The sequence below is a fragment of the Prochlorococcus marinus XMU1406 genome (assembly GCF_017696055.1).
In the GTDB taxonomy this organism is placed as follows: domain Bacteria; phylum Cyanobacteriota; class Cyanobacteriia; order PCC-6307; family Cyanobiaceae; genus Prochlorococcus_A; species Prochlorococcus_A marinus_W.
This window is the reverse complement of the sequence record NZ_JAAORG010000003.1, coordinates 492,410-511,274: the sequence shown is the minus strand read 5'-3', so window position 1 is coordinate 511,274 and position 18,865 is coordinate 492,410. Positions and strand designations below refer to the sequence as shown.

Annotated in this window: 15 protein-coding genes and 1 tRNA gene; 9 read left to right on the top strand and 7 right to left on the bottom strand. The window is 31.6% G+C overall.

Translation table 11 applies throughout. The annotated features are described in order from the left end of the window. Nucleotides 1–53: 53 nt before the first annotated feature. Both clpP and tig read right to left on the bottom strand, forming a co-directional pair. A complete protein-coding gene (gene clpP, locus HA149_RS09200; RefSeq protein WP_432421771.1) occupies nucleotides 54–698 on the bottom strand; it encodes an ATP-dependent Clp endopeptidase proteolytic subunit ClpP in 645 nt (214 codons plus the stop codon). Between the two features lie 65 nt (nucleotides 699–763). Then, entirely contained in the window at nucleotides 764–2,188 is a 1,425-nt protein-coding gene (tig, locus tag HA149_RS09195; protein ID WP_209115135.1) for a trigger factor, read from the bottom strand. A gap of 123 nt (nucleotides 2,189–2,311) precedes the next feature. Between tig and HA149_RS09190 the strand changes: the two genes are divergently transcribed. The 3 genes from HA149_RS09190 to HA149_RS09180 all read left to right on the top strand — a co-directional run bounded on the left by HA149_RS09190 (nucleotide 2,312) and on the right by HA149_RS09180 (nucleotide 6,308). Next, nucleotides 2,312–3,343, top strand: a complete 1,032-nt coding sequence (locus tag HA149_RS09190) for an aspartate-semialdehyde dehydrogenase (RefSeq protein ID WP_209115133.1) — start codon at nucleotides 2,312–2,314, stop codon at nucleotides 3,341–3,343. Continuing rightward, complete coding sequence (dapA, locus tag HA149_RS09185; protein WP_209115131.1) at nucleotides 3,340–4,242, top strand: 4-hydroxy-tetrahydrodipicolinate synthase; 903 nt, start codon at nucleotides 3,340–3,342, stop codon at nucleotides 4,240–4,242. Before HA149_RS09190 ends, dapA begins: the two co-directional genes overlap by 4 nt. An 80-nt stretch (nucleotides 4,243–4,322) precedes the next feature. After that, nucleotides 4,323–6,308 (top strand): ribonuclease J, encoded by a 1,986-nt coding sequence (locus tag HA149_RS09180; RefSeq protein WP_209115124.1) that lies wholly within the window; start codon nucleotides 4,323–4,325, stop codon nucleotides 6,306–6,308. Here the strand turns inward: HA149_RS09180 and tilS are convergent. Continuing rightward, nucleotides 6,305–7,315 (bottom strand): tRNA lysidine(34) synthetase TilS, encoded by a 1,011-nt coding sequence (gene tilS, locus HA149_RS09175; protein WP_209115121.1) that lies wholly within the window; start codon nucleotides 7,313–7,315, stop codon nucleotides 6,305–6,307. The genes HA149_RS09180 and tilS overlap by 4 nt on opposite strands. Before the next feature lie 85 nt (nucleotides 7,316–7,400). On the opposite strand from tilS, the gene HA149_RS09170 reads away from it, so the two are divergent. Both HA149_RS09170 and uvrB read left to right on the top strand, forming a co-directional pair. Beyond that, complete coding sequence (locus HA149_RS09170; protein WP_209115119.1) at nucleotides 7,401–8,177, top strand: DUF561 domain-containing protein; 777 nt, start codon at nucleotides 7,401–7,403, stop codon at nucleotides 8,175–8,177. Between the two features lie 29 nt (nucleotides 8,178–8,206). Further along, complete coding sequence (gene uvrB, locus HA149_RS09165; protein WP_209115116.1) at nucleotides 8,207–10,246, top strand: excinuclease ABC subunit UvrB; 2,040 nt, start codon at nucleotides 8,207–8,209, stop codon at nucleotides 10,244–10,246. 7 nt (nucleotides 10,247–10,253) lie between these two features. On the opposite strand, the gene HA149_RS09160 is transcribed toward uvrB, so the two are convergent. After that, nucleotides 10,254–12,014, bottom strand: a complete 1,761-nt coding sequence (locus tag HA149_RS09160; RefSeq protein ID WP_209115114.1) for an aspartate kinase — start codon at nucleotides 12,012–12,014, stop codon at nucleotides 10,254–10,256. Nucleotides 12,015–12,053: 39 nt separating this feature from the next. Next, nucleotides 12,054–13,055, bottom strand: a complete 1,002-nt coding sequence (holA, locus tag HA149_RS09155) for a DNA polymerase III subunit delta (RefSeq protein ID WP_209115112.1) — start codon at nucleotides 13,053–13,055, stop codon at nucleotides 12,054–12,056. Nucleotides 13,056–13,113: 58 nt separating this feature from the next. On the opposite strand from holA, the gene HA149_RS09150 reads away from it, so the two are divergent. Continuing rightward, nucleotides 13,114–13,737, top strand: coding sequence for a precorrin-8X methylmutase (locus HA149_RS09150; protein ID WP_209115110.1), 624 nt, complete (start codon nucleotides 13,114–13,116; stop codon nucleotides 13,735–13,737). Nucleotides 13,738–13,768: 31 nt separating this feature from the next. On the opposite strand, the gene mutS is transcribed toward HA149_RS09150, so the two are convergent. Beyond that, nucleotides 13,769–16,510 (bottom strand): DNA mismatch repair protein MutS, encoded by a 2,742-nt coding sequence (gene mutS, locus HA149_RS09145; protein WP_209115108.1) that lies wholly within the window; start codon nucleotides 16,508–16,510, stop codon nucleotides 13,769–13,771. 143 nt (nucleotides 16,511–16,653) lie between these two features. Between mutS and psbZ the strand changes: the two genes are divergently transcribed. The 3 genes from psbZ (at nucleotide 16,654) to HA149_RS09130 (ending at nucleotide 17,509) form a co-directional block, all read left to right on the top strand. Beyond that, nucleotides 16,654–16,851, top strand: coding sequence for a photosystem II reaction center protein PsbZ (psbZ, locus tag HA149_RS09140; RefSeq protein WP_209115106.1), 198 nt, complete (start codon nucleotides 16,654–16,656; stop codon nucleotides 16,849–16,851). Nucleotides 16,852–16,900: 49 nt separating this feature from the next. After that, on the top strand, nucleotides 16,901–17,377 hold the full coding sequence (gene ribH, locus HA149_RS09135) for a 6,7-dimethyl-8-ribityllumazine synthase (RefSeq protein WP_209115098.1): 477 nt from the start codon (nucleotides 16,901–16,903) through the stop codon (nucleotides 17,375–17,377). A 60-nt stretch (nucleotides 17,378–17,437) separates the two neighbouring features. Then, nucleotides 17,438–17,509: transfer RNA gene (locus tag HA149_RS09130), tRNA-Gly, on the top strand. 193 nt (nucleotides 17,510–17,702) lie between these two features. On the opposite strand, the gene HA149_RS09125 is transcribed toward HA149_RS09130, so the two are convergent. Further along, the gene (locus HA149_RS09125; RefSeq protein ID WP_209115096.1) at nucleotides 17,703–18,863 is read right to left on the bottom strand and encodes a hypothetical protein; all 1,161 of its coding nucleotides are present in this window, start codon (nucleotides 18,861–18,863) and stop codon (nucleotides 17,703–17,705) included. Nucleotides 18,864–18,865 lie beyond the last annotated feature (2 nt).

Below are 18,865 nucleotides of genomic sequence, written 5' to 3'. Positions count from 1 at the left end.
TTGCTTATAAATATCGATTCGTCATCATATTCTTAAAAAATCAGTATTCCTTGTCACTTTTTGATAACTTTATCAATTAATCCATATTCAACTGCTTCTATTGGAGATAAAAAGTAATCTCTTTCTGTATCTTCATTAATTTTATCTAAAGGTTGACCGGTATGTTCTGCTAGAAGCGAATTTAATGTTTTCTTGAGAAAAAGTATTTCTTTAGCTTGTATTTCGATTTCTACTGCTTGACCTTGTGCACCTCCAAGAGGCTGATGAATCATAATCCTAGAATTAGGTAAAGCCAATCTTTTCCCCTTTGCTCCTCCAGAAAGTAGAAATGCCCCCATACTTGCAGCTACTCCAAAGCATATTGTCACTACATCAGGGGATATTTGTTGCATGGTATCGTAGATGGCCATTCCTGCAGTTACTGAGCCTCCAGGGGAATTGATATATATTTGGATGTCTTTTTCGGGATCTTCAGCTTCAAGAAATAATAATTGTGCAACAAGTGAGTCAGATACTTGATCATTAATTCCAGTACCTAAAAAAATTATTCTCTCCCTCAATAGTCTTGAATAAATATCAAAAGCTCTTTCTCCTCTACCTGATTGTTCTATAACGGTAGGAACAGCGGCAATAGTTTTATTATTACTTTCGTAAGAACTTATTGAGCTTTGGATTAAATGTTTTTTTTCTGAGTTCACAAATTAGTTTTAGTCTTATAAGTAATTTAAGGGGTTTTTGTTTAATTAGTAGGAAATTTCATAAATTATTTTTTTTCTTTTTTATTTTGAGTTTTTGTGGCTTTTGTTGTTTTTGTTGAAGTTTTTTTTGTTTTTGTTGTTATGGAGGTTTTGGTTGCTTTAGAAGTTTTTGTAGTTTTTTCTTTTATTTCAGAATTTTCTTCAAGCCAAATTATTAATTTTTCTTTGAGTAAATCGTCACTTATTACTTCTGTTAATTTTTTAATATCTATTTGTTTTGAAGATTGAGAAATAGCATCTTCATAATCTTTCATTTTTAAATCAATTTCATCTTTTTCAACTGTTATTTTTTCTTTTTCAGCTAATGCTTTTAGAGCTAAATTTCTTTGAACATTTTTTTCAGCTTGAGGCCTTGTGGACTCTGCTAATGACTTTACTAATTCCGGAGTGAAAGTAGATTTAACATCAAGACCTTGTTGAGCAAATCTTTGAGCGGTTTGTTCAATATTATTCCTCACTTCTATATCAATCATAGATTTTGGAATTTCAGCAACCAATTCGTTTGTTAAGGCATTTAATAAAGCTTCAATTTTGATATCTTTTTGAGTTTTTTCAAAATTGTCTTTAAGTTGCTTCTCAATATCTTTCTTGAGCTCTTGTAATGATTCTTTGTTGCCAGACTGTTTTGCAAAATCATCATTAAGTTCAGGTAGTTCTTTTTCCTTAAGATCCTCAAGATTTACTTCAAAGATTGCCTCTTGGCCTCTTGAAGCCTCATGAGAATAATCTTCAGGAAATTTAAGGTTAAGTGTTTTAGTATCTCCAATTTTCATCTTTACGATTCCCTCAACGAAACCGGGAATCATTTTGTTCTTTTCTAACTCAAGATCCATTGATTCACTTGTCCCACCATCAATCTCTTTACCAGAATTTTTATATTTTCCTTTGAAACTAACTACAGCAATATCTCCCAATTTTGCTGCTCTATTGGATACTGGAATAATGTTTGCAAACTGACTTCTCGATTTTTCTAGCGCTTCATCTACTGACTTAGGATCAAACTTTGTCTTTGAGATTTCAATACTAAGTCCTTTGGATTTTTTTAGTTTTAATTCGGGGGCAACATCAGTTTGAAGAGTAACCTTAAGTGATTTTTCAGGACTAAACTTTGCGAGTAAAGATTCAAATCCATCTACCAATTCTGGTTCACTTAGTGGCTCTATAGATTTTATTTTTAATGCTTCTTGCCATGATTTATCAATAATTTTTTCTAGAGCAGAAGCATGTAATTGTGTGATGCCAATTCTTTGGATTAAGACTTGTTTAGGAATTTTACCAAGTCTAAATCCCGGAATTTTAGCCGAACGACTGATAGTACTGATTGTCTCATTCACACAAGTTTTGCATGTCTCAGATGGTATTTCTAATTCAAATGCAATTCTACTTTGAGGCAGAGGGGTTGTTTTGACTATTAATGCTTCTTTAGCCATTTTTTTGTAATTATTACTAAAAGCCGAAACTTAATTATTTCACATTATGTGATTTCCTTGAAAGTTATTTTTTTGATAAAGTAAAAAAAATAGTCAATCTATTTATAAAAATCATTTTAAAGTGTGAGACAATCTCCGTTTTTGCCTAATAGGCCATTAAAAGTTGCTGTTTTAGGATCTTCAGGTGCTGTGGGATCTGAATTACTCAAAATTCTTGAACAACGTGATTTCCCAATATCAGAATTGGTCTTGCTTTCATCAGAGCGTTCAGAAGGAAAAAAAATTATTTGGAAAGGTGAAGAATTAGTTACAAAAAAAACAACTAAGGAAGAATTTCTGAATCTTGATTTAGTTTTAGCTTCAGCTGGCGGAAGTATTTCAAAAAAATGGTTGTCTACCATTATGGAACAAAATGCTTTATTGATAGATAATTCCAGTGCTTTCAGATTAGATAAGAATGTACCTCTTGTAGTTCCTGAAGTTAATGCTAGTGACGCACTCAATCATGATGGTGTAATAGCAAATCCAAACTGCACTACGATTTTGTTGACATTAGTTTTAGCTCCGTTAAATAAACTTTCGACTATTCAAAGAGTTGTTGTCTCAACATATCAATCTGTAAGTGGTGCAGGCCAATTGGCTATGGAGGAACTAAAACTTTTAACTGAACAATATCTTCAGGGTAATCCTCAAAAAAGTGAAGTTTTGCCATACTCACTGGCTTTCAATTTGTTTTTACATAATTCACCCATGCTTGCAAATAATTACTGCGAAGAAGAGATGAAAATGGTTAATGAGACCAGGAAAATATTAAATATTACTGATTTAAAGCTTTCTGCTACATGCGTTCGAGTCCCAGTACTTAGAGCACATTCTGAATCGATTAATATTGAATTTGCCGGTCTAGTTGAGCCTAAAAATGCTCTTGAAGAATTAAAAAAATCTCCTGGAATTGAAATTATTGAGGATTACAAAAATAATAGATTTCCTATGCCAAATGACGTTATGGGAAGGGATAATGTTGCTGTTGGCAGGGTAAGAACTGATATAAGTCAGCCTAATGGATTAGAATTATGGTTATGTGGAGATCAAATAAGAAAAGGAGCAGCACTAAATGCTGTTCAAATAGCTGAGTTGTTAATTCCAAAAAAATGATTAAAGGCAAAACTGAGTGTAATAACCCACTATTTGGAAGAATATTGACTGCAATGGTTACTCCATTTAATGAAAATGGAAATGTAGATTATGAACTAGCTATTAAACTCTCAAATTATCTTTTTGAGAACGGTTCCGATGGTGTTGTGTTATGTGGTACTACTGGAGAATCTCCGACTCTTTCATGGGCTGAACAGCATGATTTATTTATTGCAGTAAAAGGATCTTTGGATTCAAGTTGTAAAGTAATAGTTGGCACTGGTAGTAACTGTACAAGCGAGGCTGTGGAAGCTACAAAAAAAGCCTACGACTCTGGTGCCGACGGTGCTTTGGTCGTTGTTCCTTATTACAATAAGCCACCTCAAGAAGGTCTTTATAAACATTTCAGTTGTATCGCTAATTCTGCAAAGGATTTGCCTCTAATGCTCTACAACATTCCTGGAAGGACAGGATGCAATTTATTACCTGATACTGTGAAGAAACTTATGGATTTCTCAAATATTCTCAGTATTAAAGCTGCAAGCGGTAGAATAGAAGAAGTAACAGAACTAAGAGCTATTTGCGGCTCCGAACTCTCTGTATATAGTGGCGACGATTCATTGTTGCTCCCAATGTTATCTGTAGGTGCTGTAGGAGTAGTAAGTGTTGCAAGTCATTTGGTTGGATTGCAATTGAAAGAGATGATTCATTCCTTTCAAAGTGGAGACATTTCCAATGCACTTGTTATTCATGAAAAACTTCAGCCTCTTTTTAAAGCACTCTTTATGACTACTAATCCAATCCCAATTAAGGCTGCTTTGGCGCTATCGGGATGGAATGTAGGTAATCCTAGAAGTCCTTTGTCACCATTAAGCAATGACATGAAAAAGCAACTATCTTTTATCCTGAAATCCCTATAATAGGGATTATATTTAACTTGATAATTAAATTTAAATAAACCTTATTTGATTACAAGCAGGCCTTCATAAATTTCAAAATTATGCAATCAAGTACAAATTCAACTGTAAATAGATCTACTAATGATTCATCTAGATCTAAAAGTAATACTCCAGCTTTACGCGTAATACCTCTTGGAGGACTACATGAAATAGGAAAAAACACTTGTGTTTTTGAATATGGTGATGAATTGATGCTTGTTGATGCAGGTCTAGCTTTCCCATCTGATGGGATGCATGGCGTAAATGTTGTTATGCCAGATACAACCTTTTTAAAAGAAAATCAAAGAAGAATAAAAGGAATGATTGTTACTCACGGTCATGAAGATCATATTGGAGGTATTTCTCATCATCTAAAGCATTTTAATATTCCGATTATTTATGGCCCAAGACTCGCAATGTCAATGCTTAGAGGAAAAATGGAGGAAGCAGGGGTATCAGATAGAACAACTATACAGACAGTAAATCCAAGAGATGTAGTAAAAGTTGGACAACATTTTTCTGTTGAATTTATTCGAAATACCCATTCTATTTGTGATAGTTTTTCTTTAGCAGTTACAACACCTGTTGGCACAATTATTTTCACAGGAGATTTTAAGTTTGATCATATGCCAGTTGATGGAGAGCAATTTGATATTGAAAGAATGGTGCATTATGGAGAGAAGGGAGTTTTATGCATGTTCAGTGATTCGACTAATGCCGAAGTTCCAGGTTTTTGTCCTTCTGAGAAAACTATCTATCCCTCTTTAGAAAAACATATTGCGGAGGCAAAAGAACGGGTTATCCTTACCACTTTTGCTAGTTCTGTGCATAGAGTGACAATGATCTTAGAGTTGGCCATGAAACATGGAAGAAAGGTCGGTTTGTTAGGTAGATCGATGATCAATGTTATTGCTAAGGCGAGAGATATTGGTTATATGAAATGCCCAGATGATTTGTTTGTTCCTATCAAGCAAATTAGAGATTTGCCAGATAGAGAGACCTTATTATTAATGACTGGAAGTCAAGGAGAACCCCTCGCAGCGTTAAGCAGAATATCTCGTGGTGAACATCAGCATGTTCGTCTTAAGACTACTGATACTGTAATATTTTCAGCCAGCCCAATTCCTGGTAATACTATTTCTGTTGTTAATACAATAGATAGATTAATGAAACTCGGAGCAAAGGTTGTTTATGGAAAGGGTGAGAATATTCATGTTTCTGGTCATGGTTTTCAAGAAGATCAAAAGTTAATGTTGGCACTCGCAAAACCTAAGTTTTTTGTTCCTGTGCATGGAGAACATAGAATGCTTGTTTGTCATGGCAAGAGTGCACAAACTATGGGGGTTCCAAAGGACAATATTTTAATTATTGAAAATGGAGATGTAGTTGAGTTAACACCTAATTCTATTCAAAAGGGTGATCCTGTAAAAGCTGGTGTTGAACTTCTTGATAACTCACGAAATGGGATAGTAGATGCTCGAGTATTAAAGGAAAGGCAGCAATTAGCTGGGGATGGGGTGGTAACTGTTTTAGCGCCTATTAGTACAGATGGAAAGATGGTTGCGCCTCCTAGAGTTAATTTAAGAGGAGTTGTTACTACTGCAGAGCCAAGAAAAATGTCTATGTGGACAGAACGAGAAATAAGCTGGGTCTTAGAAAATAGATGGAAACAATTATCAAGACAAACTGGTCCGAATAATTTTGAAGTAGATTGGATTGGTGTACAAAGAGAAATTGAAAATGGTTTATCTAGAAGAATGAGAAGAGAATTACAAGTTGAACCACTTATTTTGTGTTTAGTTCAACCTGCTCCAAGTGGAACTCGTGCTTATATTCCAAAGATTACAGAAGAGCAAAATTTTTCCAATAGAAATAGAAATAATAATAATTTCCATAAGAAATCAAACAATAATTATACGAATAGTTCAAATAACCCACAAAATACCCATAAAAGTCCAAAAGTTGCACAGAATTCATCAACTGAGACTGCTAAAGAGGATTCATTTGAAGGTAGAACAAGAAGAAGAAGATCTGCTGTTACATCCTAACTTTTTTCAAAATTTATATAGTTTTTATTCCAAACAATTTTTAAAAACTCTTGCAAGTTAATTTGACCTTTATTTTTTTCATAAATAGAAGTTGCTAATTTTGTTAGATTTTTTGAACTACACTGCTTTGCAGATATTTCTTTTAAAAATCTATTTAAGATTGTGCACCTCGCTTCAATACACATACTATTTAAAAGATTCCTATTGATACCTTTTAAATCTTTACAATAAAGATATGCTAGTTCACTAAGATCATTACGTTCATTATTGTAGTTGCTCATTTTTTGGGAAAAATTATTTATCCTTTCAGAACAACCAGGATAGATAACTTCTAAGGTAGGAATAATTTTTTTTCTTACTAAATTTCTTTTTAATTTAAGATCTGAATTTGTAGGATCTTCCCAGACTGGGATGTTCATGTCATTACAAAATTGTTTTGTATCTTCTCTACTGAAAATTAATATTGGCCTTATTAAAAAAATTTGATTTTCTATTAATCTTTTGCTCTCAATATTACTCAGACCGGCAAAATTGCTCCCTCTAGATAAATTGAGGATAAATGTTTCTGCATTATCACTACTCGTGTGACCTGTTAACAAATAAATATTATGTTTTTGTTGGTTTTTATTTAATAAAGTTTTGGCTCTTTCACATAATTTTTTATATCTCCATTCTCGTGCTTTTTCCTCTGAAGAAATATTTTCTTTATTTGCTTGATCAAAAGAGAATGAAATATTTTGATCTTCGCAATAACTTTTTAATTCAAGAGCATATAGTGAGGATTTTTTATGCCATTGATGATCACCATGCCAAACACTAATAGACCAATTATGTAGTTTTTTTAGGTCATTAATTAGGGTTAATAAGGCCATTGAGTCTTGTCCCCCGGAAACACTTATTAAAATATTGGATCCTTTGGGAATTAATATTTTTTTGGTGAGTATTTCCTTATGAAGCTGATGATGCCATGATGACCAATTTTTCTGAGTTAATTTTTTATCAGACATTTTGTGTTGCTCAGATAATATTTTTTAAAAAATGCACTGTTTTACTAAAACAATGTCACAATCGGGTAATAAATTCATTAAGTAAATGAGTCTGATTAATCTTTTGCCACAAAAAATCAAAGAAGAGTTAAGAAGCAAATCTTTACTCAAAGTTATTTCAGGATTGAATAATTTCGATGTTCAATCTGTGAAAATAATTGTAGAGGCTGCTTCATTAGGAGGTGCAGATCTTGTCGATATTGCTTGTAAACCTGAACTCGTTGATTTAGCGCTTAAGAATTCAACACTACCAGTTTGTGTTAGTTCAGTAGTGCCTCGATCTTTTCAAGATTCTGTAAAAGCAGGAGCATCATTAATTGAGATAGGAAATTACGATACTTTTTATGAAAAAGGCATTAATTTTTCAGATAAAAAAGTTTTAAATATTACAAAAGAGACGAGGGATTTATTGCCTAATGTTCCTTTATCAGTAACTGTTCCTCATACTATGCCTATTGATAAACAAGTTGATCTTGCTGTAAAGCTAGTGGAAGAAGGTGTTGATATTATTCAAACAGAAGGTGGCACCAGTTCTATACCTTACTCTCCAGGAATTCAAGGCTTTTTTGAAAAATCAGTACCAACTCTTGCAGCTACCTATGCTATTCATCAAGAATTTAAAAAACAATCTCTGAATTTACCAATCATGAGTGCCTCTGGATTAAGCCAAGTAACTTGTCCACTAGCAATATCCTCTGGAGCCTCAGCAGTTGGCGTTGGATCTGTAGTTAATAAATTAGATGATTTAATATCAATGATTGCGGTTGTTAGGGGCTTAAAAGAATCTTTGAAAAATTCAATAATTGGAGAAAAAATTTCTTAGTATAGAAATATCCTTTAGCTACCAGCTTGATGAACAACTATAAGCTTCAAGCTCCTTACGAACCAAATGGAGATCAACCAGAAGCTATTAAAAAATTAGTTAAAGGCGTTAATACTGGTAAAGAGTTTCAGACTCTTTTAGGAGCTACTGGAACTGGTAAAACATTTACCATTGCGAATGTAATTCAACAAACAGGAAGACCAGCACTTGTATTAGCTCATAACAAAACGTTAGCTGCACAACTATGTAATGAATTAAGGCAATTTTTTCCAAAAAATGCTGTTGAGTACTTCATTTCTTACTACGATTATTATCAACCTGAAGCTTATGTACCTGTAAGTGATACTTATATAGCTAAAACGGCTTCAATTAATGAAGAAATAGATATGCTTAGGCATTCTGCAACACGCTCATTATTTGAAAGAAAAGATGTAATTGTTGTAGCCTCAATAAGTTGTATTTATGGTCTTGGTATACCGAGTGAGTATTTAAAAGCTGCAGTTAAATTTGAAGTGGGAAAATCAATAAATCTACGTTCCTCTTTGAGGTCTCTTGTTGAAAATCAATATACTAGAAATGATATTGAAATTACTAGAGGTAGATTCAGAATTAAAGGTGATGTTTTAGAAATCGGTCCAGCTTATGAAGATAGATTAATAAGAATCGAATTATTTGGTGATGAAGTCGAAGCTATTAGATATGTTGACCCTACTACAGGAGAAATACTTGAAAGTTTGGAACAAGTTAGCGTTTATCCAGCAAAGCATTTTGTGACTCCAAAAGAAAGACTTGAGAGTGCAATCAGTGCAATTAGAAGTGAATTAAAAACTCAAGTCGATAAATTTACATACGAAGGAAAATTATTAGAGGCTCAACGCCTAGAACAACGCACAAAATATGATTTAGAAATGCTTAAAGAGGTTGGTTATTGTAATGGAGTTGAAAATTATGCTCGTCATTTATCAGGCAGGGAGGAAGGTTCACCGCCAGAATGCTTAATAGATTACTTTCCCAAAGATTGGTTATTGGTAGTTGATGAAAGTCATGTCACATGTCCTCAACTTCATGCGATGTACAACGGTGATCAATCTAGAAAAAAAGTTTTAATAGATCATGGTTTTAGATTGCCAAGTGCTGCAGATAATAGACCTTTAAAATGTGAAGAGTTTTGGGAAAAATCAAAACAGACATTGTTTATAAGTGCAACTCCCGGTCAATGGGAATTAGATCAATGTGATGGTGAATTTATTGAGCAAGTTATAAGACCAACTGGGGTATTAGATCCTGTAATTGATGTAAGACCTAGTGAGGGCCAAATAGAAGATTTGTTATCTGAAATAAGAATTAGAGCTGAAAAGAATCAAAGAGTCTTGGTGACAACACTTACTAAGAGAATGGCTGAAGATCTAACTGATTTTTTATCTGAAAATAAAGTAAGAGTTAGATATTTGCATTCCGAAATCCATTCAATTGAAAGAATTGAAATTATTCAAGACCTTAGAATAGGCGAATATGATGTTTTGGTAGGAGTTAATTTATTGAGGGAGGGACTAGATCTTCCTGAAGTATCCTTAGTCGCTATTCTAGATGCTGATAAAGAAGGTTTTCTTAGGGCAGAAAGGTCCTTGATTCAAACAATAGGAAGAGCTGCAAGACACGTAGAAGGTGTTGCCTTGCTTTATGCAGATAACTTCACAGATTCAATGAAAAGAGCAATATCTGAAACTGAAAGAAGAAGAACTATTCAAAATAAATATAACCAAGTCAATGGTATTACTCCACAACCTGCAGGCAAAAAAATAGAAAATTCAATATTATCTTTTCTAGAACTTTCCAGAAAATTAGATGCTGGTGGTTTATCTAAAGATTTAATAAATATAGTTAATAACAAAACTGACGCAATTCTCAATTCCAGTGATAATCAATGCTTGCTCGAAGAATTGCCTGACTTAATAGAAAAGTTAGAAATTAAAATGAAAGATGCTGCAAAAGAGTTAAATTTTGAAGAAGCAGCAAATTTCAGGGATAGAATCAAAAAATTAAGACAAAAATTGGCAAGAAATAATTAAAAAGAACTTATTTTTCTAATTCGAAATAATTATGAATAGCATTAACTGCTTTGTCACAATCTTTTTCTAAGACAATACATGAAGTCCTAATTTCACTAGTGGCAATCATTTCAATATTGATATTTTGGTCAGCCAATGCTCTAAATATTTTTCCAGCCGTTCCAACCTTAAATGCCATTCCCGCTCCTACTGTGCTTACCTTGGCTATAGCAGGGCCATCTTCAATGTATGATCCGGGTAATTTTTTTGTTAAGGCCTCAAAAACTAAGTTAGCTTTTTCTCTATCTTGCTTATTCATTGTAAGGCTAATATCCTTAGTTTTTAAAGAGGAAAATCTTTCAGACTGCACGATCGTATCGAAAACTAAATTATTTTCAGCTAATGCTAAACATATCGATGCTGCTACACCTGGACGATCAGGCAGTTTACGAAAACTTACTTGAACTTGGTTTTTATCTAATGCAATTCCTCTTACTTCAGGTTGATCTTGTTTTTCGTTGATTGGATTAACAAATATTTGTGTATCGGACAACTTAAATTTCTCAGCAACAAATCTAATAGCTTTTGGAATATTATTAATTTCAATTACACAGCTGACTTTAATTTCACTAGTAGCTATTAACCTGACATTTATATTCGCTTGAGATAAAGTATCAAATAAATCAGCTGAAACACTTGGTCTACCCATAATGCCTGCTCCTTGAATACTTAATTTAGTCATGTTTGTTTTTAGATTGTATTCTCCGCCTAGTTGACTAGTTATAAGTTCACATTGTTCTGCAGTTTTTTTAACTTCAAATTCACTAACAGTAAATGTAATATCGTTATTATTTCCATCATTTGTTGCTTGTATGATTAAATCTACATTAATACTTGCTTCTGATAGTTTTTCAAATATTTGTGCAGCAATCCCAGGCCTATCAGGAATATTTGAGAGACTGAATACTGCTTGGTTTTCTAATACTTCAAGACTATTGACTGTTTTTGTTAATTCTAAGCTTCCTCTTTTGAGCGGGAGAGGTTGGATTTGACTTTTTAGGAGAGTCCCACTTGAGTCACTTTGGCTTGATTTGACGCACAATTTAATTCCATAATTACGAGCAATTTCTACTGCTCTTGGATGTAGAACTGAAGCACCGACGCTTGCAAGTTCCAGCATTTCCTCACAGCTAATTTCATCTAAGAGTTTTGCATTTGGAACAATTCTTGGATCAGTAGTAAGAACCCCTGGAACGTCTGTATAAATTTCGCAAGTTTCAGCTCCTAGAGCTGTTGATAAAGCTACTGCAGAGGTATCTGAACCACCTCTACCCAAAGTTGTAATTTCCATGGATCCCGTATGACTTAATGTTGTTCCCTGAAATCCAGCCACTACAACTACAAAACCCTGATTTATGTAATTTTGGATTCTTTCTTTTTTAATATCTAGAATTCTTGCTTTCCCATGTATTGATTCAGTAATAATGCCAACCTGGCTACCGGTCATTGAAATTGCAGGTATTCCATATTCGTTTAATGCCATTGAGAGAAGAGCTATGGTTACTTGCTCTCCAGTTGAGAGAAGCATATCCAATTCTCTTCGATTAGGATTTTTACTAATTGATTCCGCTAAACAATTTAAATCATCTGTGGTTTGCCCCATTGCAGAGACAACTACGATAATCTCATTTCCTGCTTCTTTACTTTGACAAATGCTCCTTGCAATATTTTGAATTTTTTTTATATCACCGACAGAAGTACCGCCAAATTTTTTTATTAGTAAAGCCATATTTGAATCATAATGTAAATTTCTAAACTTATAATTTGGTTAACTTAAATTAATTAAATTCTCCGTAAAAACATATATAGGATTATTACCTTGTTTTAGTAATGATTCAATATCTAATAAGTTACTCATTAAATTAATTAAATATTCTTGCGATATATTTTTTACTTTTCTTCGAATAAAAAATATTCTTTTTGGATTAGAAATGCCAGCAAGATTAAAAATCTTTTCTGCGTTATCATTTTCTGAATTAACTGCTAATTTTATAATGGTATGAATTCTTATTTGACTAATTAAACCTGCATTTAGTCTTAAAGCAGGTTCTCCTTTCTGTAAGGAGTAATTTATTTCAATGAGGCTTTCATGAATATTTTTTTGTAAGAGAAGATCAATGATTTTGAAAATGTTGGATTGATGATCACAAAATATTTTTTTTACATCAATACTTTTAAGAAAAAGTTGTGAATCCGAATCACTTTCTACTGCAGAAAGGTATATTTTTGCTTTGGCTAATTCATTTATTAGTTTAAAGCTATCATTTCCAACAGAATCAATAATCAATTCAACTGCATTTTTATCAATTTTGATATTCATTTCATTTGCTGCATCTTCTAAAAATCTTTTTTGTCCCTCATAGTCCCAGATTTCTGGTAAAGAAAATGATTTTTCTTTGGCTAAATTATTTTTGATAAGTTGTTGTAGAAATTTAGTACTCTTTAATCTTGAATCAGGTTTTTTTGTATTTTGTAAAATTAAATAATTATTTTGAGGTATATTGTCATGAATTTTTTCAAATTTAGTTCTTAGGTCCTCATTTTTTGTAGTAAAAATTGGATTATTTTTCAATGTTATTATTCTGCATCCATCTCCAAAAGGAGGAGTGAGAACTTCATCAAAAGCTTTATTTACTTGCTCATTATCATCTCCATTTAAATTAGTTACGTTTATTTCTTTCCATGCTTTGGATACTTCCTTATCAATTAATTTTTGAATAAATGTATTTTGAGCATTCAGATCATTACCCCATAATATTTGTATTGGCATAATTGCTCAATAAAAATCATATATTAACTATGATTACTTTTAACACAAATTAAATTTAATGGTAATTGATCATCCAATTTTTTTGGAAAGCATCAAATTTATAAGATCTCATTTAGGAGCCAATGATCTAAATTATTTGGAGAAAAAAGTTTTAGAGAGATTAGTTCATACTTCAGGAGATTTTTCTGTTCAAAATCTTCTTGAGTTTAGTGAAGGTGCATGCGAAAAGGGCATTGAGGCACTAAAAAATGGTGCTCCTATTTTAACTGATACCGATATGGCAGCAGCAGCTATAAAATCAATGGCAGAAAATACCAATAGGAATAAAGTTTTTACGGCTAGAAGGTGGTTTCAGGATAATAATCACAAAAAATTAACTAAAACTGCTTATGGCTTAAGTGAAGGTTGGAAGGAGTTATCTGTTAAAAATTCTGGGATTAAATCACCTATTATAGTAATTGGCAGTTCGCCTACAGCTTTAACGTATTTAATTGATCTTTTAGAAAATGCAAAAGATTTACCTAGTTTAATTGTTGGAATGCCAGTTGGATTTATTGGAGTAGAAAAAAGCAAAAACAAACTAGTTTCTACTGATCTTCCAAGAATTGTTTTGAATTCAACTAGAGGAGGTGCTGCTATGGCAGCTGCTGCGGTTAACGCATTGTTGAGGGAAACTATTTAAATAGTACTAATCTTTTAAAAATTTCCAATATCTAATCAATATCAGTATTAAATTTATTATTTTTTTCTAAAGAATTTAAAACTGATTTTGCTTTTTCTATTACTTCTATTGGAACTCCAGCTAATTTAGCTGCTTCTATACCGTAGCTTTTGTTTGAACCACCTTTTACAATCCTATGACTAAAAATGAGTTGATCGTTGCTTTGCTCTACTAAAACTTGAAAATTTTCTATATTCTTATTTGAATTTTTTAAATAATTCAATTCATGATAGTGTGTGGCAAAAATAGTGTTACATTTAATTTTTTGGGCAAGATATTCACTTACGGACCAAGCTATTGAAAGCCCATCAAAAGTAGATGTACCTCTACCTATTTCATCAAGTAAAACTAGTGAGCTAGAAGTTGCCTGATTTAAAATTGATGCAGTTTCAGACATTTCTACCATAAATGTTGATTGTCCAGATGATTGATCATCAACTGCCCCAATCCTCGTAAAGATCCTATCTGAAATCTTTATTTCAGCATTATTAGCTGGAATAAAGCTACCAATTTGTGCAAGGATTTGTATTAAACCAATTTGTCTTATAAAACAACTTTTTCCGCTTGCATTGGGACCGGTTAATATAATTAATCTCTGATTATGATTAAAATAAATATCATTTTCTACAAACTTTTTATTATTTAATAATTGCTCAACTATAGGGTTTCTTCCTGCAATAATTTTTGTACAATTTTTTTTCAGTGAATCATTTATTGGTATTAATGAAGGTTTGATAAAATTGTTTTCTACCGAAGTAATTGATAATCCAAGCAATGCATCAAGAGATGCTATAGATTTTGCAATTGATCTTATTTGTTTTGTTTTTTCAGAAACAATCTTTCTTAATTCGCAAAAAATTTCATATTCCCTAGATGAAGCTCGATTTTTTATTTGGAAAATTTTGTTTTCTTTATTTTTAATTTCTGAAGTGATGTACCTTTCTTCATTAGTTAGTGTTTGCCTTTTTATCCAATGTTGTGGAGCTAAATTAACTTTTGATTTATTTATAGATATGTAATAACCAAAATTTTTATGAAATTGTATTTTTAAGTTAGAAATTTTGCTAATTTTCTTTTCTTTCAATTCCTCTTTATTTAGCCATTCAGAATAATCATCCATTAAGTTGCGTAGACCATCTAATATATTGTCAACACCATCGTGGATTATGCCTCCTTCACTTATATTAAGAGGAGGATTTTCTATTAATTTAAAACTGATAGTATCAGCTAATTTCAATAATTCTTCATCAATATTTTTTAATTTATAAGTCCAATCTGGTAAATCATATTTAAATAATTCAATTATGGATTTAAGTCTAGGCAATTTTTTTAAACCTTCTGCAATTGCAATTAAGTCTCTAGGACTTGCATGACCCGCGCAAGTTCTTCCTGCAAGTCTCTCTAAATCCCCCATAGCCCTTAGTAAATTTTGAGTATCTAGACGTAATTGTTTTGATTCAACAAAGTTTGAAATTATATTTTGTCTTTTATAAATTTCATTAACATTTAATAGTGGTGAATCTATCCATCTTCTTAAACACCTAGCACCCATGCAGGTAAATGTTCTATCAATACTCCATAGTAGTGAACCTACATAATTGTTTTCTCGTTGTGTAGTTTTTATTTCTAAATTTTTTTTAGTTTGATAATCGATAATTAATTTGTTGTGACAAAATTGAATTTGTGGAAAGTCTAGTGAGATCCTTACACAAGAATCCTTGTCTAAATTGGAAGGATTAATTTTTTCTAAATAATTTAACAAACCTCCCAGTGATCTAGTCGCATTGTTTAAATTTTTAAGTCCTATTCCTTCAAGGCTTGCAAGGTTGAAATATTTTTTTATTAAATAATTTGCTTCATTAATGCCGAAAGTAGTCTCTTGTGAAACAGTATATGAGATTTGATCATTTCCTTTAATTAATAAATTTCTTACTTCATTGCTTCCTACAATAATTTCTGAAGAATCTAAATTAATTATTTCATCAAATAGTTTTGATAGAGATTGACCTTCCATAGTTATTAATTCTCCTGTACTTACATCTGCTTTTGATATACCCCATTCATAAGATTCATTTGATTTTTCTTCCGATAAGTAAATAGCAGTAATCCAATTATTTTTTTTTGCTATCAACATTCCTTCTTCAATTACAGTTCCAGGAGTAATGATCCTTGTTATTCCTCTTTTAATTGGGGTCCCATAATTTCCAGAACTTTTTTCTAATTGGTCGCATATAACCACGGAATAATTTTTTTTAATTAAGTCGGCACAGTATCTCTCCATTGCATGATGAGGAACTCCTGCCATAGGGATCTTACCGATTTCTTTGCCAGCATCTTTACTGGTTAGTGTTATTTCTAAAATATTAGATACTAATACAGCATCCTCAAAAAAACATTCAAAAAAATCTCCCAGTCTATATAGCAATAACCTATCTTCATTTTTCTCTTTTAGAGTTACATAATGCTTCATTACAGGAGTTAATTTCAGTTTTGAGACTGTTTTGTAACTAAAAGATTTTTCATTGATGCAGATATTTTTGTTATTTGAAATTAAATCATGATTGAATTTATTTATTAAATTGGTTGAATTTTTTCTCTGTCGAGGCCTATTTTGCGATTCTTTTTTTAAATCTTCCCAAGATAAATCTTCTGTAAATTTTGTTAATTCTTTATGCTCATTATTTTCATTATCAATCGCAAATAAATTTTTTTGAATTATCGTATCTTCTTGCATATTTTTTTAATTCTTACATAGATATTAGGTAGAAAAATTTTTTTTGCATCTAAAGTAGCTAAAAGTATGTAAATTTTCTAAAAAAATAATCATTTTCATGAGATTATATTATTTATAATAAATTTTAAACTTAAGACTGAATTATGCAGGCTGTTAACTTTTTCTTCGTAAATGCTCTATTATTCGCTTCTTTAATAGCGGTAGTAGGAGTACCTGTTTTATATGTGACTCAACCTTCTACTGAAGAAGGACAAAGAGAAAGTCGGAGAAAAATTTACTCCATCGCTGCTGTTTGGATTGTTTTGGTTTTTGTTACGGGAATTGTTTCTTCATTAGTTTGAACTTAGTACCTTTTCGTGAGAGTCTATTAATATAATAAAGTGAAATTTAATGTCTATTTTTGAGGGTACTTTTACTAATGCATCTACTTTAAAAGTAGGGATTGTAATAGCAAGATTTAATGATTTAATTACAAACAAAATTCTATCTGGTTGTCTTGATTGTCTTAAAAGACATGGTTTAGATACTTCTGAATTAAGTAATCAAGTAGATATAGTATGGGTTCCGGGTTCATTTGAATTACCAATTGCAGCAAAAACGCTCATGAAAAACAAGACTTATGATGTTGTAATTGCTCTTGGAGCTGTTATCCGTGGTGAAACTTCTCACTATGATGTAGTTATATCTGAGGCTAGCAAAGGTATTTCAAAAGTTGCAAACGAAAATAATGTTCCAATTATTTTTGGAGTTTTAACTACCGATACTATGCAGCAGGCCCTAGAAAGAGCTGGGATTAAGAATAATCTTGGTTGGAATTATGCTTTGCAAGCAATTGAGATGGGATCTTTAATTAAAAATTTAAATTAGTTGAAAAAATTAATTATTTCTATCATTGATCCCTCCTTTGAGATAAAATGATATTGTTCTGCGGATGTAGCTCAGTGGTAGAGCATCTCCTTGCCAAGGAGAATGTCGAGAGTTCGAATCTCTTCATCCGCTTACTTAGAAAATATATGAGAACTTTTTCAATTGGTTAAATTTGCCAAAGAAACGTTTTTGATAATTGTAGAGAAATGATACTGCTTAAAAAAAAGCATAGAAAATTTAAAATTTTTTAAAGTATTAATAAGCTATTAATTCAAAATTTATAAAACTTGTTTTAAATTTACGAATTACCCAGGAAGTAGTGTATTTAATTAAAACTATTAATTTTATTGCCAATAAATTTACCTAATGTACTGTAATCGTTTAAATGACTAAATTTATCTTTGGGATATTGAAAAGTTTTTTTTAGAGTGGAATTTCTATAAAAAGTATTGAAATCCAGATGATAATGATGAATGTTTAGGTCATTTTCTTTTACGATACTTGCAAAGATATTTTTTATATTATTTGGCATAAAATCAGAGTGATTTTCCTTTAAATTATGTTGTGCCCAGTCATGAGTGATAAATACAATTTTTGTATTTTCTAAATCATTATTAATTTCATTAACTAAGTCAATAACGTTTGAGCGAAAATAGGAAATATAATCATTAATATTAGTACCATTTGGTGAGCTATTTTGACCTAACTGATAAGGTACAATATCAAAATAATTGCAACTATTCAGTCCTGGAATAGATGTTTTTTGGGAAATAAATTTCTGGGCTATCCAAATTAAGGAATAAGCGATTCCTGATTTTTCTTCTCCAAATGCTTTGTAGTTGCCAAGAATTACTCCCGCATCTGCGTGACCACCTGCATTATTTTCATCTAATACTCCTATTAATTCATTTTCTTTTGAACGAATGGTGTATGGCCTATATCTACAAAAATCATCTCCAATATCAGTTTGATCAATAAAAAATACAATTATATTTGGCTTTTCATTATAGAAGTTTCTTCTATGCCTATAAACTAAATTGAATAATAATGGGGACCATGAAGCATGACCAAAGATTCTTAATTTTCCTTCCCTTTTTTTATTAATCGTTTTTTCTAAAGTACGGTTCTTAATTTCATTAGTTATCAACCCCTCACCCCAAGAATCTCCAAAAATCCAAATTGAATTATTGGACTTGTTGTTCGTTAAAGTAATTTTGTGGTCAAGATCTGTGTCATCATGATGCCTATGATCTATTAAATCTTGTCTCACAAAAGAACCTTCATTGATAATTAAGCCAATATTGTGCTTTGTATAAGTTTTGTCTTTGAAATATTTTTTGAGTTTTTTGGGTATAACTGTTTCTGATATTATTCTTTTATCTCTATTTGAGTAATTCAAGAGAAGCTGATCAAAAATAGCAATTAATGATGAGAAAAATACTATTACAATGCCAATACTTAAATATTTTATTTTTTTGCTTTCCATAA

Coding starts and splice junctions, on each gene's coding strand:
- HA149_RS09125 (WP_209115096.1), bottom strand. CDS start 18,863: ATGGAAAGCAAAAAAATAAAATATTTAAGTATTGGCATTGTAATAGTA.
- ribH (WP_209115098.1), top strand. CDS start 16,901: ATGTCTATTTTTGAGGGTACTTTTACTAATGCATCTACTTTAAAAGTA.
- uvrB (WP_209115116.1), top strand. CDS start 8,207: ATGAACAACTATAAGCTTCAAGCTCCTTACGAACCAAATGGAGATCAA.
- holA (WP_209115112.1), bottom strand. CDS start 13,055: ATGCCAATACAAATATTATGGGGTAATGATCTGAATGCTCAAAATACA.
- mutS (WP_209115108.1), bottom strand. CDS start 16,510: ATGCAAGAAGATACGATAATTCAAAAAAATTTATTTGCGATTGATAAT.
- HA149_RS09160 (WP_209115114.1), bottom strand. CDS start 12,014: ATGGCTTTACTAATAAAAAAATTTGGCGGTACTTCTGTCGGTGATATA.
- tig (WP_209115135.1), bottom strand. CDS start 2,188: ATGGCTAAAGAAGCATTAATAGTCAAAACAACCCCTCTGCCTCAAAGT.
- psbZ (WP_209115106.1), top strand. CDS start 16,654: ATGCAGGCTGTTAACTTTTTCTTCGTAAATGCTCTATTATTCGCTTCT.
- HA149_RS09150 (WP_209115110.1), top strand. CDS start 13,114: ATGGTAATTGATCATCCAATTTTTTTGGAAAGCATCAAATTTATAAGA.
- tilS (WP_209115121.1), bottom strand. CDS start 7,315: ATGTCTGATAAAAAATTAACTCAGAAAAATTGGTCATCATGGCATCAT.
- HA149_RS09170 (WP_209115119.1), top strand. CDS start 7,401: ATGAGTCTGATTAATCTTTTGCCACAAAAAATCAAAGAAGAGTTAAGA.
- HA149_RS09180 (WP_209115124.1), top strand. CDS start 4,323: ATGCAATCAAGTACAAATTCAACTGTAAATAGATCTACTAATGATTCA.
- dapA (WP_209115131.1), top strand. CDS start 3,340: ATGATTAAAGGCAAAACTGAGTGTAATAACCCACTATTTGGAAGAATA.